The organism is Aquimarina mycalae, assembly GCF_029906345.1.
GTDB lineage: Bacteria > Bacteroidota > Bacteroidia > Flavobacteriales > Flavobacteriaceae > Aquimarina.
In genome coordinates, this window is the sequence record NZ_JARYGY010000007.1 from 26,105 (window position 1) to 52,076 (window position 25,972).

Consider the following 25,972-nt stretch of genomic DNA (forward strand, 5'->3'; position numbering starts at 1 on the left):
TGTTGATTAAGTATCTGATATTGAGAATATAATTTAAAAATTACAGGGAATTAACCTCTTGTTTTTTTATCTTTAATACCTTAACAAATCAACTTTAATATTATGCTCAAAAAAATTTTAAACATCGACAACAGTAAAAAACTAAGTAAAATCGCGCAGAAATCTATTCAAGGAGGCGGTTTCCCATTTTTTAATGAATGCTGTGCTTGCGTTTTTAGACCAGGAAATAGCCCTTATCAAATCATAATTACACAATCCTGTTCGGATCCTTGCCCAACAGATGGAAGTTTAGAATATGAAGATACAGGTTGTTAAGTATTAAAATAAGCGAACTTCGGTTCGCTTTTGTTTTTTTTAATTAAGATTGCTTTTGTTTTTGGAAAGATCTCACGCATTTCCGTAATTTTATATTTCAAAACATAAATAGTTATGCCGATTCAGCAACCGTTCAATCTTACTACATGGATTGAAGAAAATAGAGATATACTAAAACCTCCAGTTGGTAATAAAAACTTATACAAAGATGCAGGAGATTACATTGTAATGATTGTTGCTGGTCCCAATGCAAGAAAAGATTACCACTATAATGAAACAGAAGAACTATTCTATCAATTAGAAGGGGAGATCGAAGTACATATTCAGGAAGATGGTAAGAAAAGAACCATGAAGTTAGGACCAGGAGATATGTACTTGCATCCTGCAAAAATTCCGCATTCTCCAGTACGTCACCCTAACTCTATTGGATTAGTGATCGAAAGAAAACGGGTAGATCTCGATGCCGAAGATGGATTATTATGGTTTTGTGACAATTGTAATACCAAATTGCATGAAGTATATTTTAAATTGAACGATATCGAAAAGGATTTTCTAAAACATTTTAAAGATTTTTATAGTAACACATCTTTAAGAACTTGTAATAATTGCCAAACCGAAATGCCCATGGATGAGCGATTTATTGCTGAAGAATAAAGAGTCAATTTAATTCAGGTAGTTGTGTTTTAGTAGAAGATTGATTTTTTTTATAGTGTTTTTTTGAAAATTCATTCAAAATCAACTTTATAAACGATCAAAATTTAATATATCTTTAAAACACAGTATCTTTACAACCTCAAAAAAAACAATTCAAAAAACATGGCAGCTATAGCAACAGATTTTGGAATAGATGAAGCACTAAAACAATTAGGTGTTTCTGATCTTAATAATGGAACTTCTACAGGTTCTGATTGGTTTTCTTCTGGAGAAGAGATTTCTTCTATTTCACCAGTAGATGGTAATTTAATAGGAAAAGTAACTACAACTACTGCCGCTGATTATGAGCAAGTAATAGAAAAAGCACAGTCAGCATTTAAATCCTGGAAATTAAAACCAGCACCTATAAGAGGAGAAGTTGTAAGACAGTTTGGAGAAGAGTTAAGAAGACTAAAAGAACCACTTGGAAAACTTGTTTCGTATGAAATGGGGAAATCATATCAAGAAGGATTAGGAGAGGTTCAGGAAATGATAGATATCTGTGATTTTGCTGTTGGATTATCCAGACAATTACATGGATTAACGATGCATTCTGAGCGACCTGGACATAGAATGTATGAACAATATCACCCAATGGGAATTGTTGGAATTATTTCAGCGTTTAACTTTCCAGTAGCGGTTTGGGCTTGGAATACTGCTTTAGCATGGATCTGTGGAGATGTATGTGTATGGAAACCAAGTGAGAAAACACCACTTTGTGGAGTAGCTTGTCAAAACATCATTGCTAAAGTTTTAAAGGATAATGATCTTCCTGAAGGAATCTCTTGTTTGATCAATGGAGATTATAAAGTAGGTGAGATGATGACTACAGATAAGCGTGTTCCATTAATTTCTGCTACAGGATCTACAAGAATGGGTAAAATTGTGGCAGCCACTGTTGGACAACGCCTTGGTAAATCTTTATTAGAATTAGGAGGAAACAACGCTATCATTGTTACTCCAGATGCTGATATTAAAATGACCGTGATTGGTGGAGTATTTGGAGCAGTAGGTACAGCAGGACAACGTTGTACATCTACTAGAAGATTAATTATTCACGAATCTATTTATGATAAAGTAAAGAATGCTGTAGTTGATGCATATAAGCAATTACGTATTGGAAATCCATTAGATGAAAACAATCATGTTGGACCTTTAATTGATACCGATGCCGTAAAAGGATATCAAAATGCTTTAGAAAAAGTGGTAGCCGAAGGAGGAAACATTGTTGTAGAAGGTGGTGTGCTTTCTGGAGAAGGGTATGAAAGTGGATGTTATGTAAAGCCAGCAATTGCTGAAGCGGATAATTCTTTTGAAATTGTACAGCACGAAACGTTTGCTCCTGTTTTATACTTATTAAAATATAGCGGTGATGTAGAAAACGCTATCGATCTTCAGAACGGTGTAGCGCAAGGATTATCTTCTGCTATTATGACCAACAATCTTCGTGAAGCAGAAAGATTTTTATCGCACGCAGGATCTGATTGCGGAATTGCCAATGTGAATATTGGAACATCTGGTGCTGAAATCGGAGGTGCTTTTGGAGGAGAAAAGGAAACTGGAGGAGGACGTGAGTCTGGATCTGATGCCTGGAAAGTATATATGCGTAGACAAACAAATACAATTAATTACACAACAGAACTTCCTTTAGCTCAAGGGATTAAGTTTGATTTGTAAGGTATAATATCATTTTAAAAATAGAAGCACCCTTTTCAATAAAAAGGGTGTTTTTTTGTTATATATCATGCGTTAGCAAATTATACTTAAATATAATATATGCTTAGACCAAACTCAATAATAGTATGCTTTTTTAGGAAAAATAAGAAGTAGTGCCAATATGTTAAAAAAACAGAGTTTTGTTGGTAATATTTATCTTAGCAAAAATAAAGACGCAACCACCTCGACAGAAATGCATCTTTATTATAAATATGTAAAAGAGATATGAAGAAATTAATTTTAATCGCATTATTAATTTGTACAGCTTGTAACCTGGATGAACAAGAAACCACTGATCCTGTTTTTTGTACGGAAGAGGCAAGACCAGGACTAGAAATTAGTGTGAAAGATGGAATAAACAGTGATGTGTTTCTAGTTACAGGGATTACAGTAGTAGCTACAGATAATGATTATACTGAAACACTTGAAAACATTACAAATTCTAATACTTTTGTTGGAGCTTTTGAGCGAACAGGAACATATATTATAACAATTAGCGGTGATGGATATGAAACATTTACTTCCACAATCCCTATTATTGTAGATAAGGATATATGTCACGTAATCACTGAAAGTAGAGAATATATTTTACAGTCTAATTAAGAAGTTATCCTTGAGGTTGGTTTCCATACATATCTACCAACCAAACAATAGTTAGAATTATAACAATGATCATTAGAGAAAAGAAAAATATTTTCCAAAAGGAATATGGTCGTTTTCCAGATATTTTTCCTGTTTGACCATTGACAAAGAAATTGTATTTCTTTGCATTGTATTGATATGCACTGATGTATACAGGTAGTAATATATGTTTAAATGTTTCTTCAGATAAACTCATATTTACCGAATGTACTCGCTGCGTGTCACCACCAATATCATGGCGTGCCCAGGAATGTGCGATTCTTTCTGCCTCTTGCGTAGAAGACAAATGACCATCTTTTAATGGGATTGTATATTTTTCTGTAACAAAACCAGCTAAAAAACTAGTGTTAAAAGGTTCTAAAGCGTCAAGGTTCCAGTGAGCAATTTTAGTAGGTATTGGATTTTTACGCTGATGAGAAGCTTTTATAAGAGTATCATCCACAAAACCGTTTACATTACCACTAGCAGGAGTCCATCTGGTTCTTCGTTCTTGTCGAGTTCCACTAACTGTTTTACCATTAACTGTTTTGGTATATGGAACACTTACATAATAATAATCTCCTCGTTGTCCAGTATAGGTTGCATATAATTGCGCGTCAAAAGTCCAATAGGGAAGATATAAACCTTTAGTATGTTCAGGATCTAAGGCCGCTTTTTTAAGATTATTTGGCGCAAACCACAATCCTTTTACCCATTTAGAAAATATTTGATGTGATTTTTTTTGATCAAGCTGAAAAGGCAATACAGCTCCAGGAAGAATCCAATCTTCTTTATAAGCATCTTCTATGATCAAAGGCATCGTACAATACACACAATGAAGAGATTTGTAATTTTCTTCAATGTGCTGATTTGCACCACAGTTTTTGCAATGTAGCATCAAAATCTCTTCAGAATGAGAAAGAGATCCCATTTCATCGAGATAAGGTTTTAGCTCTAATTCCTTAAAACCATTTTCATCTTGAACAATAGCTTCTTCATGTCCACAATAATCACAGGTAATCTGAGTGGTACCTGGCTTATATGTCAACTCAGCACCACAATTGGTACAGGATTTTTTTTGTTCAGAAAATGCTTTTTTTTCTTCTTCCATGTTAGGAACTACGATACTAAAGGTTTTACAAAATAATTCCTTCTCCTTTGAGGGAGAAGGTTATGATAAGGTGTTTAATTAATATTAGAAGACTTATGCTCCAGGTAATGGAGGAGGAGTGCTACCACCTAAAAATGATTTTAGCTCTTCTACATCTTTAATCGCAGCCCAATTAGCCATTCCTTGTTTCCATACTAATGAATCTTTGTTTACAGTTCTATTAGCAAAGAGTGCTTTTAATTGATCAATAGATACAGGTCCTGCTTGTTGACCATTAGAGGCGTAGAAGTATTGAACCTGTACAGGCATTGGTGGTGGAGCAACTGGAGAACTTTGCTGAGGTTGTACTTGTTGTTGTGTAGCCATTGGATTCATCATACCACCCATTTGTTGTGCAAGTACAAAACCCATTCCCATTCCCATTCCAGCGCCAGCAGTACCACCTTCATTAGCTGCGGCAGCCTCAATAGCTTTTGCTGTTTTGAATTTGGTTAATTTATCTAGATCCAGTTTGTCGATTCTACTATACTCAAAGATCTCTTTCTTTAAATCTTCTGGCATCGATACATTCTCGATAAAGAATTTTTCTAAAGAAATCCCAACAGATTTAAATTCAGGTTGCATTACCTCTTTACAAGTTTCAGACAACTCAGTAGTATTTGCAGCATATAATTCAATTGGGAAATTAGCTTCACCAACGGTATCCGTAAAACGTGTTGAAATTAGACTTTTAAGATGTTCGTTAATTTCAAAATTGGTAAAATTAGCATCCGTACCAACAATATCAACGATAAATTTTCCTGGGTCACTAATTTTAAAAGCATAGGTTCCGAAGGCTCTGATTTCTACCAGACCAAAACGATCGTCATTTAATGTTATTGGGTTTTTTGTTCCCCATTTTTCATTCGTAAATAAATGTGTGTTTACAAAATACACTTCTGCTTTAAACGGACTGTTAAATCCATATTTCCAACCTTTTAGAGTAGTTAAAATAGGCAGGTTTTGAGTGTTTAAAGTATAGGTTCCTGGTTCAAACACGTCTGCTAATTGACCTTCATTAATGAATACAGCAGTTTGCCCTTCTCTTACAATCAATTGGGCACCATTTTTTATTTCGTTTTGGTAACGTTCGAATCGATGTACAATGGTATCCTGTGTATTGTCTAACCATTCTATAATATCTATAAATTCGTTGCTAAGCTTCTTTTTTATTTCGTCAAAAATTCCCATTGGTGAGTTGATTTATAATTCGTGTTCTAAAACTACAAAATAGAATGCTTCATTAAAAATTATTTGAGGTTAAAATCTATGAGATTTAGATGAAATGCAGATTGTTTTATAAGTCTTGCGTATCATCGATTATTTAAAGGGATCAAGCAGTTTATTTTTGGTTAAAGAACAAAAATAGAATCTAAATATCTTTTAAGTTCAAATACTATCAGAATTGAGTAAATATAAAACTCCCTGCTCAAAAAGATTGAACAAGGAGTTTTATACTTGATTAGGTATGGTTATTAGTCTAATCCGTAATGCATTTGTACTTCATCATAATTACTAAAGTCGACACTGCTAGCATCAGTACCTTCTACTAATACAAATCGTAGTCTAAGATTTGATTGAGTAAAAGTGGCTCTCAATGTGATTTTACCAACTTCTATTTTGTCGATTTCTAGAATAATCTGTTGTCCGAGACTTAGTGGCAATACTTCCCAATAATCATTTCCAGTTACTGTAACATATGCATATACGATTCCTGTGTCATAAATTTCCTGAGTTAATTGAGGGACATCAAAAACGGTATCACCATTATTTATAGTTTGATTTTCTAATAAAACCGAAACTACATTAGCATTACCATCTTCACCTTGAGAGCCAATTGCACCATCAAGTCCGTTGGCACCATCTTCACCATCACAAGAAGTTAATACTAAGGCAAAAGCCATCATACAATACGTTAAAAATTTCATTGTCGTTTTCATCATTTAATGTTTTATAGTTTATGTTTAGTGTGAGTTTTTATAAAGAGGTAAACATTAGAACTAAAAAAAACCTATTCAAATTCATGAAATAGGTTTTAAAAGGGAAGTATTTTCTTTGTAATTAGAGGTCAATCACTTCTGTAGTATGATTTCCTATATATATGTTTAATGATTCTGTTGTTGTGTTTGATGTTCCATCAGATCCTCCAAAATCTTTAACTAAAAAAGAGAATGAGATGCTTATGATATCTCCATTGGTTATTAATTTTCCAGTTAAGATATTTCCAGTAGTCGGATTTGCCTGATCCCCGTTCCAATAAATTAAGCTAGAAATAAATGTCTGAGAAGTGTTTTCCCAAGGAGCTGGTATTTCTGTAATAAACTCAATATAATCGTGCGGGTATTGCCAAGATATTCTTTCTACACCTCCAGAATCCGATCCAGTGAAAATAAAATCATATTCAGTGTCTGCATTTAAATTAAGTTGAAGCCCAGAAAAATCATCATCTTGAGTAAATGTTCGATTAAAACCATCTCCAGAAATATTAAATGAAAATTCGGGTACTGTTGTGTCGATTTCTGGGATGTCGGTATCACAGGATATTAATAGTAATATGGACATTACATATATTATCCTAATTAATTTTGTAACGATTAGTGTTTTCATCATTGTAAGTTTTATAATTTAAAACTTAGTGTTGATAAAAGATTTCAGGTAAACATGAAAAATAACAAATTTGGAATTTAAAAGAGGAAGTGCTTAAATTCCTTTAGGTATAGCATTTATAAGTTTTTTTGTGTACTCCATTTTTGGATCTTCATAGATCAAATCAGCATCACCTCGCTCTTCGATTTTACCGTTATTCATAACCAAAAGTTGATCCGACATATACTTTACTACCGCTAAATCATGAGATATAAAAATATAGGTAAACCCAAATTTTTCCTTTAGTTCATTTAGTAAATTTAGTACTTGCGCTTGCACAGATATATCTAGCGCACTTACCGATTCATCACATATTATTAATTTAGGCTGTAATGCGATGGTTCTTGCAATACCAATTCGTTGTCGTTGTCCTCCGCTAAATTCGTGAGGATATCTATTAAAATATGCTCGATCGAGCCCTACACGTTCTAAAAGATGAATGGTTTTTTCTTTTCGTTCTTTATTATTAGCATATAGGTTATGAGCTTTCATCGGTTCCATAATTGCATTACCTATTGTTAATCTAGGATTAAGTGATGCAAATGGATCCTGAAATATTAATTGGATCTCTTTTCTTAGATTTCTTATTTCAGAAGAAGAGATTTTTGTAATATCCTGACCTTTATATAAAATCTCACCGCTATTAGCTTTGTCTAATTGTAAAATTGTATTTCCTAATGTAGACTTACCACATCCAGATTCTCCAACAAGTCCTAGGGTTTCGCCTTCGTATAATTTGAAGCTTACATTGTCGACAGCTTTAAACTCTTTTTTACCAAACAAACCAGCTTTAGAAAAAAAACTCTTTTCTACATTCTTTACTTCCAGTAATGGTGGATTACTATATAATTCTTTATGATGTTCTTCTCGTTGTATTTTTGTAACAACTTCTCGATCCTTTTTTTGATCATTGAGATAATCTTGTATGGTTGGTAGGTTTTTAAATCTAACGTCTAGTGATGGTCTGGCATAAATTAATGCTTTTGTGTACTCTTTTTGAGGGTCATTAAAAATTTGACTTGTAACTCCATATTCAACCATTTTTCCTTGATAAACGACTAGTACCTTATCTGCAATTTCGGAAACCAACGATAGATCATGTGAGATAAAAAGAATACTCATTTTATATTCTTTCTGAAGCTCTTTAAGGAGGCTAATAATTTCTTTTTGTACTGTTACATCTAGTGCCGTTGTAGGTTCGTCTGCAATAAGTAATTTTGGTTTACAGGCAATTGCCATAGCAATCATGATACGTTGTTTCTGTCCACCACTCAATTGATGTGGATAAGAATCATAGGCACGAGCGGTATCAGGAAGTTTTACTTTTTCGAATAAAAAGAGTGTTTCTTTTTTTGCTTCGGATTTAGATAGGTTTGTATGCTGAAGCAAAATTTCTATGACCTGTTTACCACATTTCATAGATGGATTTAAGGAGCTCATAGGTTCTTGAAAAATCATTGCAATTTCGTTTCCACGAATGGATTGCAAGGTTTTATCATCTACATCAAGAAGTGAATTATGATCATATAGAATTTCACCAGTCGAATTCGATATGTTTGTGGGAAGTAATCCCATAATAGCTAGTGATGTTACTGATTTTCCGCTTCCTGATTCTCCAACTACTCCTAAGATTTCATTAGGATTGATGTCAAACGAGATATTATGTAATACCTGAGTTGATGTTCCCTCAGAAGAAAAATAAACAGATAGATTTTTAACAGAAAGCAATGCAGTAGTATCCATAGTATCAAAACTAAGTAAATTTAATCAATTCGTCTTAATGAATTGATGGATAGACCAGCTTATCGGAAGTGTTTATCGTGTAACTATTTTGGTGTGATATTTGTTATATTTACGTTTCAAAGAACACTATGAAGCTTACCAAATTATCACTACGAACACGGATTTTTATCTTGATGACTTTATTAGTACTTATAGCTTCGATTATGATTGCTGTTATTGCTATATTTCAATATAAGGAAGAAGCTGAGGAATATCATAGTGAACGACTTGATAGAAAAGAGGTGGCGATACGAGAGAATATTGATTTTATCATTAGAAATACTACCTATAAAGAATCAACAGAAAATATTCCTTTAATATTTAAAGCACCCAGAAAATTTGGTATTAACGAATTATCAACGGTACATAATTTACCAGTGAATATTTATGATTTAGATGGTAAATTATTAATAAAATCTCCAGAGACATTTGTCATAGACACTTTGGATAGGCAAATAGATAAAAAGATCATAGATGATTTGGGTAATGATTTTGAAAAAAAGACCATTATAAAATTTGAAAAAAAGGGCATTAATTATCAATCATCTTATACTTTTATTTCGGACTCTAAGGGTAAACCCATAGGAATTTTGAATCTAACTTATCTTGAAGATGATGATTTGATTACCCGAGAACTGAAGGAATTTTTGAAAAGAATAGGAGAAGGATATCTTATTATATTACTGATTGCAATTACATTAGCGTATTTCTTATCTAAATATATTACTCGTTCCTTAAAAACGATTTCAGAAACCATAGATCAAACACGTTTAGATAAACGAAACAAAAGAATTCAAATAGGGGATACAAGTGAGGAAATTTACTCATTGGTTAATGCATATAATAGTATGATCGATGAACTAGAAGAAAGTGCTGCTATGTTGGCTAAAAGTGAGCGTGAAGCGGCTTGGAGAGAAATGGCCAAACAAGTAGCTCATGAGATCAAAAATCCATTAACACCAATGCGATTGACCGTTCAGAGTTTTGAGCGTAAATTTGATCCAAATGATCCAAATATTGATCAAAAGGTAAAAGAATATAGTGATACGTTGATACAACAGATCGATACCATGAGTTCTATTGCATCTGCATTTTCTAATTTTGCGCAGATGCCAGCTCAGAAAAGTGAAACATTAGACGTAGTGAAGATTGTGGGACTGGCGTTGGATATTTTTAACGAAGATTATATCGTCTTTCCTTCAGAAAAAGAAAAAATTATTGCCACATTCGATAGAACTCAGCTAATACGTGTGGTTACTAATTTGGTGAAGAATGGTATTCAAGCAATTCCTGAAGATCAAATACCTAAAATCATGGTTAATGTCTTTACAGAAAAAGAGGATATTGTGATTACTGTAGCCGATAATGGAGTTGGTATTACAGAAGAAAATAAAAAAAAGATTTTTGAACCAAAATTTACAACCAAAACCAGTGGAATGGGGCTCGGATTAGGTATGGTGAAAAATATTGTGGAAACCTATAAAGGAAGTATTACCTTTACCTCTCAAGAAGGAAAAGGAACTGTATTTAAAGTAAAATTTCCAAAAGAATAACCTGATATTTAAAATATTATGAAAGAGTATAAATTAGAATCCTTAATTTATTATTCAAAATTAACATTGGATAAAGAGCATATTCTAAAATCTTCTTCTAAAGACATTCAAGAAAAACTGGATATATATGCTAAAGATCGATGGAGATTGGTCTCTACAGATGTTGAAGATTTCGGAATGGGCATGTATTTCTATTTGTATTTCGAAAGAGACGTAAAATAATAAACAAACAATATATAATGTATAATAATATTCTCACAGCTCATAATAGTGGAATCACTACGATTACGATCAATCGTCCTTCAAAATTAAATGCACTTAATAAAGAAACTATTCAGGAACTACATAAGGCTTTTGATACAGCTAATAAGGATGCTGCAACAAAAGTAATTATAGTGACTGGAAGTGGAGAAAAAGCCTTTGTAGCAGGAGCAGATATTAGTGAATTTGCTAATTTCTCTGTAGATCAAGGTGGTCAGTTGGCCGCAAAAGGACAGGAATTGCTTTTTGATTTTGTAGCAAACTTATCTACACCAGTAATAGCTGCTGTTAATGGATTTGCACTTGGTGGTGGATTAGAGTTGGCGATGTCGGCTCATTTTAGAGTTGCTAGCGATAATGCCAAAATGGGATTACCAGAAGTTTCTTTAGGTGTCATACCAGGATATGGAGGAACCCAACGTTTACCTCAATTGGTAGGAAAAGGCAGAGCGATGGAAATGATAATGACAGCAGGAATGATCGATGCTAATCAAGCGTTAAATTATGGATTGGTAAACCATGTAGTTACTCTAGAAGAGTTATTACCGTTAGCAGAAAAATTAGCAAGCAAGATTAGTCGAAATTCTTCTGTAGCTATAGGTGCAGCAATTCAGGCTGTTAATGCTGCATACGAAGATGGTGTAAATGGTTTTAAAACTGAAATAACAGAATTCGGGAATTGTTTTGGAACTGAAGATTTTAAAGAAGGAACTACTGCATTTTTAGAAAAAAGAAAGGCAAATTTTCCTGGAAAGTAATAAAAGTACAGATGAGGCTTTCTAAAAAGTAATATTTGGTTGTTAAACCCGATTCATTATTTTTTAGAAAGCTACCCTATTTTTGTCGATAAAAATTCATTTCATCTATATATTCCCATACTTCTTTTGTAAGTAATGGCCTGATATTTTTCCCTTCTGGTATTGCGTTTCTTATAAAAGTTGAAGATATTTCCATAATCGGAGCGTCAACTCGATGAATTTTTGGATGAGTTAAGAGTTCATTTACAACTTTTCCTCCTGCAATTCGTGGATACACATAGATGTCATGATTTTCTAAAATCACATCATAGTTTTTCCATTTATGGAAGCTTTTTAAATTGTCTTCACCCATGATCAAACTAAATTGATCATTGGGATATTTTTCTTGTAGATGTGCGAGTGTATGGATAGTATAATTGGGTTGAGGTAGTTTAAACTCAATATCGCTAGGATTTAGTTTGGGGTATGATTCTGTAGCGCGGTATACCATCTCCAATCGATGATTGTTGTCAAGCAACGAACTTTTCTTTTTAAATGGATTATGGGGTGTTACTACCATCCATATTTCATCAAGGTCAGAGTATTCTGCCATATGATTAGCAATCGCTAAATGACCTATGTGAATGGGATTAAATGTTCCAAAATATAGACCTGTTTTTTTCATAAGAAGTCCTTTCTTTCTTAGAAAAGGGAGATTAGATTCTTGTTATCCTAAAATAAATTTTTTTACTAATTGTAATACCTCAGCTTTTGCTTTTTCAAGATCATCATTGGTTACAATAGCATCAAATTGTGGAGCAGTTGCTAACTCAGTAGAAGCTTTGGCTACTCGCATATTGATTTTATCTTCTGATTCGGTTTTACGTTTTTTAAGTCGAATTTTTAATTCTTCGATACTTGGTGGTTTTACAAAAATAGCAAGGGTACGATCAGGATAGATTCTTTTGATATCTAATCCACCAACAACATCAATATCAAAAATAACATGTTTGCCTTTATCCCAGATACGTTGCACTTCGGTTTTTAGCGTTCCATAAAAATTATCACGATATACTTCTTCCCATTCCAGAAATTCATCTGCTTTGATTTTATCTTTAAACTCTCTCAATGAAAGAAAGTAATAATCTTTTCCATGAACTTCTCCTCCACGAGGTTCTCTGGAAGCAGCAGATATTGAGAAATCTAGGTTCAATTCCTCATTGTGTAATAAGTATTTAACTAAAGTAGTTTTTCCACTGCCTGATGGTGCAGACAGTACTATGAGTTTTCCTTGTTTCATCTATATAAATTTTACCAACAAAAAAGGTAAAGGACTATGTATATCAGCTTTTAATTTAGACTACTATAAAATATTCAGTAGCTGTTCTTTGATTTTTTCTAATTCATCTTTCATCTGCACAACTAATTGCTGCATGGGCGCATAATTAGATTTGCTTCCTATAGTATTGATCTCGCGACCAATTTCTTGTGTTATGAAACCTAACTTTTTACCATTAGAATCTTTAGAATTCAGTGTGGTTGTAAAATATTCCAAATGGTTGGCAAGTCTTACTTTTTCTTCAGTAATGTCAAATTTTTCAAGATAATATACTAGTTCCTGTTCAAAACGATTTTCATCCACTTGTTCTTTTAATTCAGAAACGGCTTTATGTAATCTTTCTTTTACTACTTCAATACGTTCTGGATCAATCTCAATAACTTTTTCAAGCAAATCTCCAATGTTTTTGATACGAGTAACAAAATCTTTCTCTAGTGCTATACCTTCATCAAGTCTGTAACTTTCTATTGCATTAAGAGCATCAGACAATCCTTTTTTTATAGCTTCAAATTCTTTTTGATCAACCTCTGCACGCTCTGTTTTTAAAGCATCTGGCATACGAACAGCCATTTTTAAGGTTTCCAGTCGATTTCCAGGATTATGGATTGATTCTAATTGTTTGATGTAATCATTTACAATATCTCTATTGATTTTAGTTGAATTTTCCTCTCCAGTCACTTCTACATATAAACCAAAGTCTACTTTTCCTCTTTCCAGAGTTTTTGCAATGGTTTTACGCATTTCTAACTCCTTTTCGCGGTATTGAGAAGGAATCCTTGCATTAAGATCTAGATTTTTGCTATTAAGGGATTTTACCTCAATAGTGATTTTTTTGGTAGGAAGCTGAAGGATGCACTTCCCAAAACCTGTCATGGATTTGATCATAAACTTATATCAGTACTCGTTTAAAAAATTACACGAAGATACATAAAAGTAGTGAGGTGAAGGTATCCAGTACGGTTTTAGAAACTATAACAGCAAATTATTAACAAATTAGACCTCTCTAGACATAATAATTTTATCAATATAGTTCTCTTTTTCCAGAAAAAAATTAGGGATAATACCGCGTTTTTGAAACTTCATTTTCTGATACAATGCAATTCCTGAAGGATTGGAAGCGTATACTTCTAGCCAGATTGTTTTTAGTATTTCGTTTTCTTTTGCCCAATCCACCACATTTTGAAGCAATAAAGTACCAATACCTTGATTTTGCCACTGCGTATGAATACCCATACCAATCATACCTGTGTGTTTCATTTTTTTTCTTACACTATTTGATAGGTCAATATTTCCAATAATTTTTTCTTCAGAAATTGCTACCAGAATAATACTATTAGTATCTAATTGATATTTTTCAATCATATCTCTTTCCTGATCAATATCATTCGGATATTCATCTTCGAAGAGAGGCAAGGTTGCTGTGTTTTTTAAATATTCTAATTTGAGATTTAATAATTGAGAAGCATCATCGGATATAGCTTGTCGAATCAAGATATCTTGACGGTTTTTAGCGGTATATGTTTTTGGAAAGAAACTCAACTATAAATAGGGAATTTAGACTAAGCATCTGGGTTTTTATCTCTAATTCTTTTATAAAGTCGTATCCCCAGCATTAATAATACAGCAAGTAAAAGAATACCTATTACTCCATAGATCCAATTTACTGCATCTCGCACAATCACTAGAAATATAACAGAAAAAAGAATAATTGTAGATCCTTCATTCCATATTCTCATTTGGTTCGAAGACCAAGTTACAATATCGTTCTGAAGCTGTTTATATATGTGATGGCTTTTAAGATGGTATATAAAAAGTAGGACTACAAAGCCTAATTTTATATGCATCCAGGAATCATGTAAAATCCCAGGCCTTAAAATTAATAGGCAAATTGCAAAAGTAGTTGCCAGGATTCCAGAAGGCCATGTGATGATAAACCAAAGCCGTTTGGCCATTAGTTTTAATTGCTTTCCTAATATTTCTTTATCTGGAGAAGGCTTTTGCGAAGCCTCAATCTGATATACAAATAATCTAGGCATATAAAATAACCCTGCAAACCAAGTTATTACAAAAATAAGGTGCAGGGCTTTTATGTAGTTATAGTATTCTTGCATTTATTCTTCTACAAAAAGATAATTAAGTTGCAAGGTATTGAATTCTGTATTAAAGCTTTTGATTTCTTCAGAAATTAATTTGTCAAAAGCTTTTAGTTGTTTGTCAATCTGTTTCGTCAATTCGTTTTTAACTTCTATATCTTGAGATGTAGGACCAAAATCTCCCATTCCTACAAGAGAATTTAAGTGACCTAGTTTATTTGTTAATCTAATTGGGAAATTTAAAGGATCCTGACCACTTTTATTTTTGGTTTGATATAATGCTTTCTCAATTTCTCCAAACTGTTTTTGCAAATCTTTTGCTTTTTGGACTAAATCTTTAGTGTTCTCATCATCCTTGTATTGTGTGGAGAACGCTTTTAGTTGCGCATTGATCTTTCTAATTTTTTTAATGGATTGGTGTGCTTGATCGACCGTTTTATTTACGCTAGTAATAAAATCAAATTGTGATTGCATTTCTTGAGGAGTTGCCTCGGCTCTTGGATCAGCAAGAATTGTAAAAGATTGAGAAGTTTCATTTCCATTTACATTTAAACTCACTTTATAAGTGCCTGGAACCGCTTTAGGACCATTGAGATTTGCCCACCATAGAATCATTCCTTTTAGTTTTTCTGCACCATCACCACGCATGTTCCAACTAAACTGATTGGCTCCTTTTTTTAACTCTAACAGTTTGTCTTTTTTCTCCTTAGCTCCAGAACTAAATGATTTTATAGTATCTCCCTTTGTATTAAAATAGGTAAGCGAAACAGTGTCTTTTTTTGTATCAAAGTTTTTTAGGTTAAAGTATGTGATTACTCCACTAGGATGATTGGTGCCTTCTGTTTTAGATTCTTTGCGACTTCCACCAGCCATTCTATAGGTGTCTTTTGGTTTAAACAAGACGTTCTCTTGATTTTTTAGAGTGTTGCTTAGTTGGTGTATCACGGTAAGATCATCAATAATCCACAAACTTCTTCCTTGTGTAGCAACGATCAAATTATTGTCTTTGATCGTTAAATCCGTAATAGGAACAATAGGAAGATTTAATTGAAATGAATTCCAGTTTGTACCATTATTGAACGAAATATACATTCCTGTTTCAGTACCAGCATACAGCAACCCTTTACGCTTAGGATCTTCGCGAAGTACACGTGTGAAATGCTCATTATTTATTCCAGAAGTAATTTTTGTCCACGACTTTCCATAATCGGTTGTTCTATATAAATAAGGTGCAAAATCACCAGATTTATAGCGGGTTCCTGCGACATAGCAAGTACCTTCGTCAAAAGAGCTTGGCTCAATGCTATTAATCATCATCCATTCTGGCATTCCCTTAGGAGTTACGTTGCTCCAGTTTTCCCCTCCATCCTGACTTATATGAATTAATCCATCATCACTACCAGTCCATAAAAGACCTTCTTTTAGAGGGCTTTCAGCAGCTGCAAAAATGGTACAATAGTATTCTACAGAAGTGTTATCCTGAGTAATAGGCCCTCCAGAAGATTTTAGTTTGCTTGGATCGTTTCTGGTAAGATCAGGACTGATTACATTCCAGTTTTGACCTTCGTTTTCAGTTACATGTACGTGGTTAGAAAATGTATATAGCTTATTTGGATTATGTTTAGAAAACATAATAGGGAAATTCCATTGAAAACGATATTTCATATCCTCGGCGCCATGTCCCATTGGATTATCAGGCCATACGCTTATAGATCTAATTGTTTCGGTTTTATGATTTACTCTGGTTAAGAAACCATCATAACTACCTCCATATACGATATCATTGTTTTTAGGATCTACAGCTATATGAGCGGATTCTCCACCAGCTGTGCGTTCCCAATCATCCTCAGAGATAGAAGATCCTGTACTTCTATGATTAATTCTAATGGTAGAATTGTCCTGTTGCGCTGCATAAATTCTATATGGGAAACTATTATCTGTAGTTACGCGATAAAATTGAGAAGTAGGTTGATTGTGATAAGTACTCCAGGTTTCTCCACCATCGTAGGTAATTTGCGCACCTCCATCATCGCCCATTATCATCCGTTTTGGGTTTTCTGGAGCGATCCAGAGATCGTGGTGATCTCCATGAGGAGCTCTGAAACTACTAAAGTTTTTTCCACCATCTTTACTCTTATGATAGGATACGTTTACAACATAAACAACATCTTGATCCTTAGAGTCTGCATAGATACGGGTATAATACCAGGCACGCTGACGAAGACTGCGATCACTATTTAATTGATTCCAAGTATCTCCTCCATCATCACTACGATATACTCCTCCTTTTTCTTTATTTTCTACTATTGCCCATACTCTTTCACTATTTACAGGAGAAACCGTTACTCCTATAATTCCAAGAGTATCTTTAGCAAAACCTTTATTTGTTGAGATTTCTTTCCAGGTTTTTCCGCTATCTGTGCTTTTCCATAGTGCAGAACCATCTCCTCCAGAGCTTAAGCTATATGGCGTTCTTCTTGCATTCCAAGTTGAAGCATATAGAATTCTCGGATTGTTAGGATCTAAGGTAAGATCAACAGCTCCTGCATCTTGATTAGCGAATAATACTTTACTCCAGTTTTTTCCACCGTCGATACTTTTGTATACACCTCGATCTTGTGTAGGCTTATAAATATTTCCTAAAACTCCAGCATAAACAATATCTGGATTTGTTGGATGAATAGCTATTCTAGGGATATGTCTGCTTTTTGGTAATCCTGACTGAATCCATGTTTTTCCTGCATCAACACTTTTCCATACGCCATATCCAGAAGATACGTTTCCACGTAATGTTTTTTCTCCACCACCTACATAAATAACGTTGGGATCACTTTTAGATACCGAAATAGAACCAACAGATCCGCCAAAGAAACCATCAGATATGTTTTCCCAGGTACGACCTCCATCGGTAGTTTTCCAGACTCCGCCACCTGTTGCTCCAAAATAAAACAGGTTTGGTTTGTTAGGAACACCCGTTACTGCGGCACTACGACCACCTCTAAACGGACCAATTAATCGATACTCTAATGCATCGTATAATTCTTGTTCAAAGGTTTGGGCATTCAGGAAGGAAAAATTACCTAAAACAAAAAAGGCAATAATAGTTACTTTAATAAATTGTGAGTACATGTTGGTTGAGTTTTAAAGTTTTGCCAAGAATAACTAAAACATAAAGTGGAGTAGATTTGATGGCCCACTAAAATCTGGAATAAAAAATTATTCAGAAAGATTTTCACGTAAATTTAACCTTAGTTGATTAAATCGATAATTAAGTTGTCTTAGGGATCACTAAAGTTTTCCTAACTTCTCTGTTTAGAAAATAACCTGTAAGAATAGTCGATAGTACATCTGCAATTGGGAACGCAATCCAAACTCCTAAAACACCTAAAAATGGTGGAAGAATTAAGATGAGAGGAATTAAAAAGAAACCCTGTTTGGTAAGACTCAATAATAGCGCAGGTATAGCTTTTCCTATAGATTGGAAATAGGCAGACCCTATAAGTTGAACAATGATTACTGGCGTGGCTAAGAACACAAACCGCAACGCCGATGGAGTTCTTTTCAAGATCTCTGCATTATTAGCAAGTGTTTCAGGATCTAAAGATTCTTTACTACTCACAAAAAGCGAAACAAAACTTTCAGGGAATAGCATGATAATTGTGAATATACAAATTGCCAACATACCTCCATATTTAATTGAAGTATTAATTGTACGTCTCACTCGTTGGTATTTTTTAGCACCATAATTATATCCAGCAATGGGCATAAATCCTTGATTTACTCCAATTACAGGAAATAAAGCAAACATCAACATTCTACTTATAATACCATAAGATGCAACATCCAGTGCATCTCCATATGTAATTAAAACATTATTCAATAATACCGTAAGTACGGCGATAGTTCCTTGTCTGGCTAAGGTAACAAAACTTAATCCACTAATCTCTTTTACTACTGTGGGTTTAAGTTTGAAATATTCAAAGGTTAGTCTTAATTCACTTTTGACGATAAAAAACCAGGCAATAAAACCGAAGCAAATTCCGTAACTAATAAAGGTTGCCCAGGCAGCTCCTTCCATTCCATACCCCATAACGTTAATCAGAAGATAATCCATAAAAATATTACCGATTGCAGGTAATATCATAGCGATCATGGCAAATTTTGGTTGACCTTCTGCTCGGATTACGTTATTACCCATCATACACATGGATAACATAACGATTCCATAAAGGACAATTCTATAATAAGTGAGTGCGTAGTCCTTAAATGAGTCATCTGCTCCAAAAAATCCGATAAGATAATCTTGGAATAATAAACCCATTACTGCAAGAAATCCTGAAATCAAAAAAGTAAGCGTGGTCTGATTTCCGAATACACGCAAAGCCTTGTCATGATTTCCTGAGCCCAATGCTCTGGATAACACAGAGCTACCTCCGATTCCAATAGCTAACCCAATCGCCCCAATAAAAAAAGTTACAGGAATCACAACTGTAATTGCCGAAATAGCCAATGGACCAATCCAACGTCCTAAGAAAATCGTATCAACGATCATGTTTAATGACATGACAAGGATTCCAATAGAAGCAGGTACGGCTTGTTGTACAAGAAGTTTTCCTATGGGTTGGGTGCCTAATGCATCAGAGTTAACTTTTGCCATTATATGACAGTTGTTTTAACATTGGCCCATTCATTCACCCAATTTCCTATGATGTCTGCCCAATCATCACGATCATTCAAACAAGGAATCGTAGTAAATTCTTTTCCACCAACCTCATGAAAGATTTCTTCTCCTTCCATAGCAATTTCTTCTAAAGTTTCCAGGCAATCAGAAACAAATGCGGGCGTAACAATAGCCATTTTTTTAATACCTTCTTTACCCATTCTTTCAATAGTTCTATCGGTATAAGGTTGTAACCATGGATCAAAACCTAATCTAGATTGGAATGAGGTAGAGTATGTACCGTTTTTAAGACCTAATTTTTTCGCTACTTGTACAGTGGTTAACTCACATTGATGGCGATAACAGAACTCGTGTTGTACAGATCCTTTTTTAAAACAACACTTTCCGTCCATTTTACAGTTTCCGTTACTAATATCACTTTTTCTAATGTGTCTCTCTGGCACACCATGATAGCTAAATAAAAGATGTTCATAATCCAGATCTTTAATTTTTTCAGCTATGCTATTAGATAGTACCTCAATATAGTCTGGTTTATTATAAAAAGCAGGAATATCTGTTAATTTCATATGAGGGAAATGTGCTTTCCGTAGTTCTTCGGCAAGCACTAAAATAGTTTCAGTAGTCGCCATGGCGAATTGTGGATATAAAGGGACTATTAATACTTCGTCAACCCCTTTTTCGTGTAATTCTTGCAAACCACTTTTTAAACTCATAGAACCATATCGCATGGCTAATCCAACAGGTATTGAAGTTCGTTCTGCGACTTTTTTCTGTAATCTTTCTGAAAGTACAATTAATGGAGAACCTTCATCCCACCATATCTTTTTGTATGCTGCGGCAGATTTTTTTGGTCTGGTATTAAGGATAATACCTTTAACCAATAATGTTCTTGCCCAAAGCGGCACATCAATAACTCTAGGGTCCATTAAGAATTCACCGAGATATTTCTTTACATCCTTTGGATCTGTGCTATCTGGAGATCCTAAGTTGACAAGAAGTACACCTTTACTCATAATTTTTCTTTTTCGGGAAGTAAAAATACAAACTATTATATGGATAGTTATTAAAAAAACAATAAGACTTGCTTATGGTAAGATTAGAAAACAGCGAGTAAAACAGCATGGTTAAACGCATAACTCAGAATTGCTTAATAAAAAGTAAACAAATTATAGCCCTAAGTTAAAATCTTATAAACTAAGAGTTACCAACTATTATTTTAGTATTTTTATAAGATCAAAAAAGCATTGAAATGAAACGTATTATTGTAGATGTCGAAAACGATAAACTGCCCTTTGTCTTAGAGTTATTGGAGCATTTCGAGTTCGTATCAGTTTTAAGTGACACTGGAGAAGATAATAGAGGAATGTATGATTCTATAGTCTCTCTACAAAAAGGAGAAGGGATTCCAGTAAAGGAATCTTAGGATAAGTTATCAACTTAGATTCATCACATATTTTTTTGGTGTAGTGCCAAATTTTTTCTTGAACGCAGCTATAAAATGGCTCGCTGTACTATATCCTACTTTTAACCCTACTTCATTTACATTATGACTTCCCGAAGCCAATAATTGTCGGGCTACTTCCATTTTATAGTCAAACAAAAACGCATATACAGGTTCGCCATAAATTTGTTTAAACCCATCTTTAAGCTTACTTAACGGCAATCCTATTTCCTTGGACAATTCAGAAAGAGTAGGAGGCTCTGCCATTCTGGAAATAATAATTTCTTTAGCTTCCTTTATTTTAAGAACATTCTCTTCATCTACTAAAAAAGGACACTGCTCAATGTCCGCATCTTCTGGTTTATTAAAGTATAAACTTAACAATTCATAAGATTTACCTTTAAAATATAGAAGCTTAATAGACTTATGGAGATTATAATTTAAAACTTGATTTAAAACGACTGTCATGGATGGAGAAATGTCAGCATCTGTATAATATTTTTTATCTCGATTACCTTCTCCTAGAAACGGAATATAATCTGCTTCTTTAGAAAATAACGAATGAAATTTTTTTATTGAAATTAAAAGAGAAACCAACCAAGAATCTTTTTCCATCTCCAGATTCATAGGTAGATCTCTTTGAGGATTATACAATAGCAGGGACTTTTTCTGTGGCAATGGTAAAGCGTAGCTTCCGTTATTAAAATTAAATTTCATATTGCCCTTTAAACAAAAATGAAATTGAATATAACTGCTGTCTATATCACGGATAATTCTTTGAGTATCACTGGTTTCGTTTTGAAATTTTAGAATGTAAAACCCATCTTCTATAAAGGTTTCTTCTAAAATTCCTTGAGCGTTATTTTTTAGTTGTATTTCCATCAGGACAAAAATATTTATTTAGAATTAATCTAAACTACTTAGATTGGAATCTATGGTACTTATACAAAAATAGGTGTTTTTACCCGTTTTAGCATATTTGAAGGAATAAACAACGCTTTTCGATATTAAAAAAACTGCTAGCGTTATTTTTTAAACTAGATGTAGGATATTTTTGCTACCGAAAAATTAAGAGAACTTAATGGAGCCTCACCTACGGAACAAAGGAACTAATTTTTATACTATCGGCTTGAGCTATAAAAAAGCTGATGCAGAGATAAGAGGTCATTTTAGTATAAATGAAGAGGCAAAGACTGCTATACTTAATCAGGCTAAAGAAGAAGGGATAGAAGGCCTTTTAGTGATGTCTACCTGTAATCGTACTGAGTTATATGGTTTTGCTCAACACCCATTTCAACTTATTAAACTTTTATGTGAACATACGCATGGAACTGTCGAAGAGTTTGAAAAAGTTGCCTATGTACATAAAAATAGTAAAGCGGTTTCACATTTGTTTCGAGTAGGAACAGGACTAGATAGCCAGATTCTGGGAGATTTTGAAATCATTGGTCAAATAAAATCAGGATTTAGAGCGTCAAAAAAAATACAGATGATCAATCCATTTTTAGAACGATTGATCAATGCCGTAATTCAGGCAAGTAAAAGAATCAAAAACGAAACTGAAATTTCTACTGGAGCCACCTCTGTTAGTTTTGCTGCGGTACAATATATTTTGGCAAGAGTACCCTATGTGTCCGATAAAAATATCTTACTTTTTGGTACAGGAAAAATAGGACGTAATACCTGCGAAAATTTAATAAAACATACCAAAAACGATCATATTGTTTTAATAAACAGAACAAGAAATAAGGCAGAGAAAGTAGCTGGAAAGTTTAATCTTGTAGTTAAAGATTTTAATAACCTTAAAGAAGAGGTTAATAAAGCCGATGTGCTGATAGTAGCTACTGGAGCACAGATACCAACAATTAACAAGTATATTGTTGATACAGATAAACCGCTATTGATCTTAGATCTATCTGTACCTAAAAACGTAGATACTAACGTTACTGAATTACCAAATGTTACTTTAGTACATATGGATCATTTATCAAGAATAACGGATGATACTTTGCAACGCAGACGTGTACAGATACCTAAAGCTGAAGGGATTATAGAAGAAGTAAAAACAGAATTTGATAGCTGGTTAGAAACTAGAAAATTTGCTCCTACCATAAAAGCTTTAAAAAACAAACTTAGCACGTTTAAAGAAGCAGAGATTAATTTGCAACGAAAAAAGATGTCTGATTTTAATGAAGAACAAGCTACGATAATAAGTGATCGTATTATTCAAAAAATCACCAATCATTTTGCAAATCATCTTAAGGATGAAAATACTTCATCTGATGAAAGCATTGAATTAATTCAGAAAGTATTCCAAATACAGAATAAATAGTGGCGAATAAAACAATCCGTATTGGGACCAGAGATAGTGAATTAGCACTTTGGCAGGCACATACAGTACAGAATATATTAGAAAGTTTAGGGTACACTACCTCATTAGTTCCTGTAAAATCCACAGGAGATATCATTTTAGATAAACCGTTGTATGAATTAGGGATTACTGGTATTTTTACAAAAACCTTGGATGTTGCTATGATCAATAACGATATTGATATTGCAGTACATTCTATGAAAGATGTTCCGACTGCTTTACCTAAAGGCATTGTCGAAGCTGCTGTGTTAGAACGCGCAAATGTAAATGATATTCTTTTACATAAAGGATTAGATTTTTTGGACAAGGAAGAACAAGCAACAATAGCTACTGGAAGTCTAAGACGACAAGCACAATGGCTACATAAATACCCTAATCATAATATTGTTGATTTGCGAGGTAACGTAAATACCCGTATGCAGAAATTACAAGATAACGATTGGAACGGAGCTATTTTTGCAGCTGCTGGATTAGAGCGAATTAATCTAAAGCCAAAAGATTATTTGAATCTTGATTGGATGACACCTGCACCAGCTCAAGGAGCTATGTTGGTTGTTGCCAAAGAAGAAGATGCTTACTGTTTAGAAGCGCTTTCTCATTTGAATCATGCGGATTCTAAAATATGTGTACATATAGAACGAGAATTTCTTAGAAAACTAGAAGGTGGATGTACAGCACCAATAGGAGCTTTGGCCAAAATTAAAGAAGGATATATCCATTTTACGGGAGTCTTGTTTAGTTTGGATGGAAAAGATAAGATCGAGGTTGTAAAGACAATTCGTATCGAGGATCGTGAAGGTTTTGGAATTACTTGTGCCGAAGAAATATTACATAATGGTGGAAAAGAATTGATGAAGAAGATTAAAGCAGATTTAAAATAATTGAGTGCAAATGCTACCATATTATCCACAAAAAAACTATCAGTAGCTCAGAAAGAGTTGTTACTAAATGCGGGAATCGGAGTTGTAGCATATAGTGCAATTGAGATTGAAATATTAGATATTTCAGGAACATATACCTCTCCAATAGCAAATGCAATATTTACAAGTAAGAATGCGGTAAAAGCAATTCAAAATACAGATATAATTATTGATGTATGTTTTTGTGTAGGAGAGAATACAAAAAAACTGCTGGAAGAAAATGGTCAAAAAGTTGTTGAAACAGCTAAAAATGCTTCAGATTTAGGCAAAATTATAGCAAAAAAACACAAAACAGAGCAGTTTTCTTTTTTTTGCGGAAACATAAGAAGGGATGAATTGCCAGCCATTTTAAAAGAAAATGATATTCATCTAGAGGAAAAAGTAGTATATAAAACTCATATAAAAACAAGGAAACTGAATCGTAATTTTGATGGCGTATTCTTTTTTAGTCCATCAGGAGTACAGAGTTATTTTTCTAATAATGTAATAGGTACTGGTACAGCTTTTTGTATAGGAAATACTACAGCATCCGAGATTAAAAAATACACCAACAATATTATTGTTGCTAACAAACCAACTGTAGAGAATGTTATCGTTCAGGCAGTTAAATACTTTGATAAAAGGATATGATAAAAAACGATTTATTTTTAAGAGCTTTAAAAGGAGAAACAGTAGATAGACCGCCAGTATGGATGATGCGACAAGCAGGAAGATATCTACCAGAATTTATGGCCTTAAAACAGAAATACGATTTCTTTACAAGATGCAGAACACCAGAGTTGGCTTCAGATATTACAGTACAACCTATTGATATTATTGGTCCAGATGCAGCAATATTGTTTAGTGATATTTTGGTTATTCCTCAGGCGATGAATATCGAAGTAGAGATGAAAGATGGTATTGGTCCTTGGTTGCCAAAACCAATTCGTTCACAATCAGATGTTGATCAGGTGGTTATTCCAGATATTGATGAAGAGTTAGGATATGTCATGGATGCAATCAAAATGACAAAAGAAAAGTTAGATAATAGAGTTCCATTAATTGGTTTTGCTGGATCACCATGGACAATACTGTGTTATGCGGTACAAGGGCAAGGTTCTAAGAACTTTGACAAAGCTAAAGGCTTCTGTTTTACACAGCCAGAAGCTGCACACCAATTATTGCAGAAAATTACAGATACTACAATTGCCTATCTGAAGAAAAAAGTAGCGAATGGGGTCAATGCGGTTCAGGTGTTTGATAGTTGGGGAGGAATGCTTTCTCCCGTTGATTATCAAGAGTTCTCTTGGAAATATATTCAGCAGATCGTAGATGCACTGAAAGATGAAACTCAAGTTATTGTATTTGGTAAAGGATGTTGGTTTGCATTACAAGAAATGGCTGCGTCTGGAGCTGCGGCATTAGGCGTTGATTGGACCTGTTCTGCGAGAAACGCAAGATACCTTACTGGTGGAAATATTACACTACAAGGTAATTTTGATCCATCCAGATTATTATCTCCACCATCAGATATCAAAAAAATGGTAAAGCAAATGATTGATGAATTCGGTAAGGATAGATATATAGCAAATTTGGGACATGGGATTTTACCTAATATTCCTGTGGATAATGCAAAAGCTTTTGTAGATGCTGTAAAAGAATACAAAGTGTAGT

General features: G+C 33.8%; 26 protein-coding genes. 12 read left to right on the forward strand and 14 right to left on the reverse strand.

Going from position 1 to position 25,972, the window contains the following annotated elements:
- Positions 1-102 precede the first annotated feature (102 nt).
- The 4 genes from QBK95_RS16580 to QBK95_RS16595 all read left to right on the forward strand — a co-directional run bounded on the left by QBK95_RS16580 (position 103) and on the right by QBK95_RS16595 (position 3,327).
- On the forward strand, positions 103-315 hold the full coding sequence (locus QBK95_RS16580; RefSeq protein ID WP_280935669.1) for a hypothetical protein: 213 nt from the start codon (positions 103-105) through the stop codon (positions 313-315).
- A 114-nt stretch (positions 316-429) separates the two neighbouring features.
- Positions 430-969, forward strand: coding sequence for a 3-hydroxyanthranilate 3,4-dioxygenase (locus QBK95_RS16585; protein WP_280935670.1), 540 nt, complete (start codon positions 430-432; stop codon positions 967-969).
- 162 nt (positions 970-1,131) lie between these two features.
- Entirely contained in the window at positions 1,132-2,685 is a 1,554-nt protein-coding gene (gene amaB / locus QBK95_RS16590) for an L-piperidine-6-carboxylate dehydrogenase (RefSeq protein ID WP_280935671.1), read from the forward strand.
- A gap of 264 nt (positions 2,686-2,949) precedes the next feature.
- The gene (locus tag QBK95_RS16595) at positions 2,950-3,327 is read left to right on the forward strand and encodes a hypothetical protein (RefSeq protein WP_280935672.1); all 378 of its coding nucleotides are present in this window, start codon (positions 2,950-2,952) and stop codon (positions 3,325-3,327) included.
- A 4-nt stretch (positions 3,328-3,331) separates the two neighbouring features.
- Here the strand turns inward: QBK95_RS16595 and QBK95_RS16600 are convergent, their stop codons facing one another.
- The 5 genes from QBK95_RS16600 to QBK95_RS16620 form a co-directional block, all read right to left on the reverse strand.
- Positions 3,332-4,456 carry a TFIIB-type zinc ribbon-containing protein gene (locus tag QBK95_RS16600; protein ID WP_280935673.1) on the reverse strand — a complete coding sequence of 375 codons (1,125 nt, stop codon included), beginning with the start codon at positions 4,454-4,456 and terminating at the stop codon, positions 3,332-3,334.
- Positions 4,457-4,549: 93 nt separating this feature from the next.
- Entirely contained in the window at positions 4,550-5,686 is a 1,137-nt protein-coding gene (locus tag QBK95_RS16605) for an SPFH domain-containing protein (protein ID WP_280935674.1), read from the reverse strand.
- Between the two features lie 284 nt (positions 5,687-5,970).
- On the reverse strand, positions 5,971-6,435 hold the full coding sequence (locus QBK95_RS16610) for a hypothetical protein (RefSeq protein ID WP_280935675.1): 465 nt from the start codon (positions 6,433-6,435) through the stop codon (positions 5,971-5,973).
- Between the two features lie 121 nt (positions 6,436-6,556).
- Positions 6,557-7,102 carry a hypothetical protein gene (locus QBK95_RS16615; RefSeq protein ID WP_280935676.1) on the reverse strand — a complete coding sequence of 182 codons (546 nt, stop codon included), beginning with the start codon at positions 7,100-7,102 and terminating at the stop codon, positions 6,557-6,559.
- A 93-nt stretch (positions 7,103-7,195) separates the two neighbouring features.
- Positions 7,196-8,884, reverse strand: a complete 1,689-nt coding sequence (locus QBK95_RS16620) for an ABC transporter ATP-binding protein (protein ID WP_280935677.1) — start codon at positions 8,882-8,884, stop codon at positions 7,196-7,198.
- 128 nt (positions 8,885-9,012) lie between these two features.
- On the opposite strand from QBK95_RS16620, the gene QBK95_RS16625 reads away from it, so the two are divergent.
- Genes QBK95_RS16625 through QBK95_RS16635 form a run of 3 tightly spaced genes read left to right on the forward strand, consistent with a single transcriptional unit; the run spans position 9,013 to position 11,495 of the window.
- The gene (locus QBK95_RS16625) at positions 9,013-10,476 is read left to right on the forward strand and encodes a sensor histidine kinase (protein ID WP_280935678.1); all 1,464 of its coding nucleotides are present in this window, start codon (positions 9,013-9,015) and stop codon (positions 10,474-10,476) included.
- Positions 10,477-10,494: 18 nt separating this feature from the next.
- Positions 10,495-10,698 carry a DUF4177 domain-containing protein gene (locus QBK95_RS16630; protein ID WP_280935679.1) on the forward strand — a complete coding sequence of 68 codons (204 nt, stop codon included), beginning with the start codon at positions 10,495-10,497 and terminating at the stop codon, positions 10,696-10,698.
- Between the two features lie 14 nt (positions 10,699-10,712).
- Positions 10,713-11,495, forward strand: coding sequence for an enoyl-CoA hydratase/isomerase family protein (locus QBK95_RS16635; protein WP_280935960.1), 783 nt, complete (start codon positions 10,713-10,715; stop codon positions 11,493-11,495).
- Between the two features lie 76 nt (positions 11,496-11,571).
- Here QBK95_RS16635 and nadD read toward each other — a convergent pair whose 3' ends face one another.
- The 8 genes from nadD to hemH form a co-directional block, all read right to left on the reverse strand.
- Positions 11,572-12,159 (reverse strand): nicotinate (nicotinamide) nucleotide adenylyltransferase, encoded by a 588-nt coding sequence (gene nadD / locus QBK95_RS16640; RefSeq protein ID WP_280935680.1) that lies wholly within the window; start codon positions 12,157-12,159, stop codon positions 11,572-11,574.
- Positions 12,160-12,201: 42 nt separating this feature from the next.
- Positions 12,202-12,774 carry a guanylate kinase gene (gene gmk, locus QBK95_RS16645; RefSeq protein ID WP_280935681.1) on the reverse strand — a complete coding sequence of 191 codons (573 nt, stop codon included), beginning with the start codon at positions 12,772-12,774 and terminating at the stop codon, positions 12,202-12,204.
- A 63-nt stretch (positions 12,775-12,837) separates the two neighbouring features.
- Complete coding sequence (locus QBK95_RS16650; RefSeq protein WP_280935682.1) at positions 12,838-13,698, reverse strand: YicC/YloC family endoribonuclease; 861 nt, start codon at positions 13,696-13,698, stop codon at positions 12,838-12,840.
- 108 nt (positions 13,699-13,806) lie between these two features.
- On the reverse strand, positions 13,807-14,352 hold the full coding sequence (locus tag QBK95_RS16655; RefSeq protein ID WP_280935683.1) for a GNAT family N-acetyltransferase: 546 nt from the start codon (positions 14,350-14,352) through the stop codon (positions 13,807-13,809).
- 20 nt (positions 14,353-14,372) lie between these two features.
- Positions 14,373-14,924 carry a CopD family protein gene (locus QBK95_RS16660; protein WP_280935684.1) on the reverse strand — a complete coding sequence of 184 codons (552 nt, stop codon included), beginning with the start codon at positions 14,922-14,924 and terminating at the stop codon, positions 14,373-14,375.
- Complete coding sequence (locus QBK95_RS16665) at positions 14,925-18,035, reverse strand: VPS10 domain-containing protein (protein ID WP_280935685.1); 3,111 nt, start codon at positions 18,033-18,035, stop codon at positions 14,925-14,927.
- Between the two features lie 139 nt (positions 18,036-18,174).
- Positions 18,175-19,563: an MATE family efflux transporter gene (locus QBK95_RS16670; RefSeq protein WP_280935686.1), complete on the reverse strand. Its 1,389-nt coding sequence runs from the start codon at positions 19,561-19,563 to the stop codon at positions 18,175-18,177.
- Positions 19,563-20,600 (reverse strand): ferrochelatase, encoded by a 1,038-nt coding sequence (hemH, locus tag QBK95_RS16675; RefSeq protein WP_280935687.1) that lies wholly within the window; start codon positions 20,598-20,600, stop codon positions 19,563-19,565. Before hemH ends, QBK95_RS16670 begins: the two co-directional genes overlap by 1 nt.
- 236 nt (positions 20,601-20,836) lie before the next feature.
- On the opposite strand from hemH, the gene QBK95_RS16680 reads away from it, so the two are divergent.
- A complete protein-coding gene (locus tag QBK95_RS16680; RefSeq protein ID WP_280935688.1) occupies positions 20,837-21,010 on the forward strand; it encodes a hypothetical protein in 174 nt (57 codons plus the stop codon).
- Between the two features lie 9 nt (positions 21,011-21,019).
- Here QBK95_RS16680 and QBK95_RS16685 read toward each other — a convergent pair whose 3' ends face one another.
- Positions 21,020-21,910: an AraC family transcriptional regulator gene (locus QBK95_RS16685; protein WP_280935689.1), complete on the reverse strand. Its 891-nt coding sequence runs from the start codon at positions 21,908-21,910 to the stop codon at positions 21,020-21,022.
- A 199-nt stretch (positions 21,911-22,109) separates the two neighbouring features.
- Here QBK95_RS16685 and hemA point away from each other — a divergent pair, with 199 nt between their 5' ends.
- Genes hemA through hemE form a run of 4 tightly spaced genes read left to right on the forward strand, consistent with a single transcriptional unit; the run spans position 22,110 to position 25,971 of the window.
- Complete coding sequence (gene hemA, locus QBK95_RS16690; protein WP_280935690.1) at positions 22,110-23,360, forward strand: glutamyl-tRNA reductase; 1,251 nt, start codon at positions 22,110-22,112, stop codon at positions 23,358-23,360.
- Positions 23,360-24,280, forward strand: coding sequence for a hydroxymethylbilane synthase (gene hemC / locus QBK95_RS16695; protein WP_280935691.1), 921 nt, complete (start codon positions 23,360-23,362; stop codon positions 24,278-24,280). The genes hemA and hemC overlap by 1 nt, the downstream gene beginning before the upstream one ends.
- Positions 24,281-24,949, forward strand: coding sequence for a uroporphyrinogen-III synthase (locus tag QBK95_RS16700; protein WP_280935692.1), 669 nt, complete (start codon positions 24,281-24,283; stop codon positions 24,947-24,949). It abuts the gene before it with no gap.
- The gene (gene hemE / locus QBK95_RS16705; protein WP_280935693.1) at positions 24,946-25,971 is read left to right on the forward strand and encodes a uroporphyrinogen decarboxylase; all 1,026 of its coding nucleotides are present in this window, start codon (positions 24,946-24,948) and stop codon (positions 25,969-25,971) included. The genes QBK95_RS16700 and hemE overlap by 4 nt, the downstream gene beginning before the upstream one ends.
- Position 25,972: the final 1 nt, after the last annotated feature.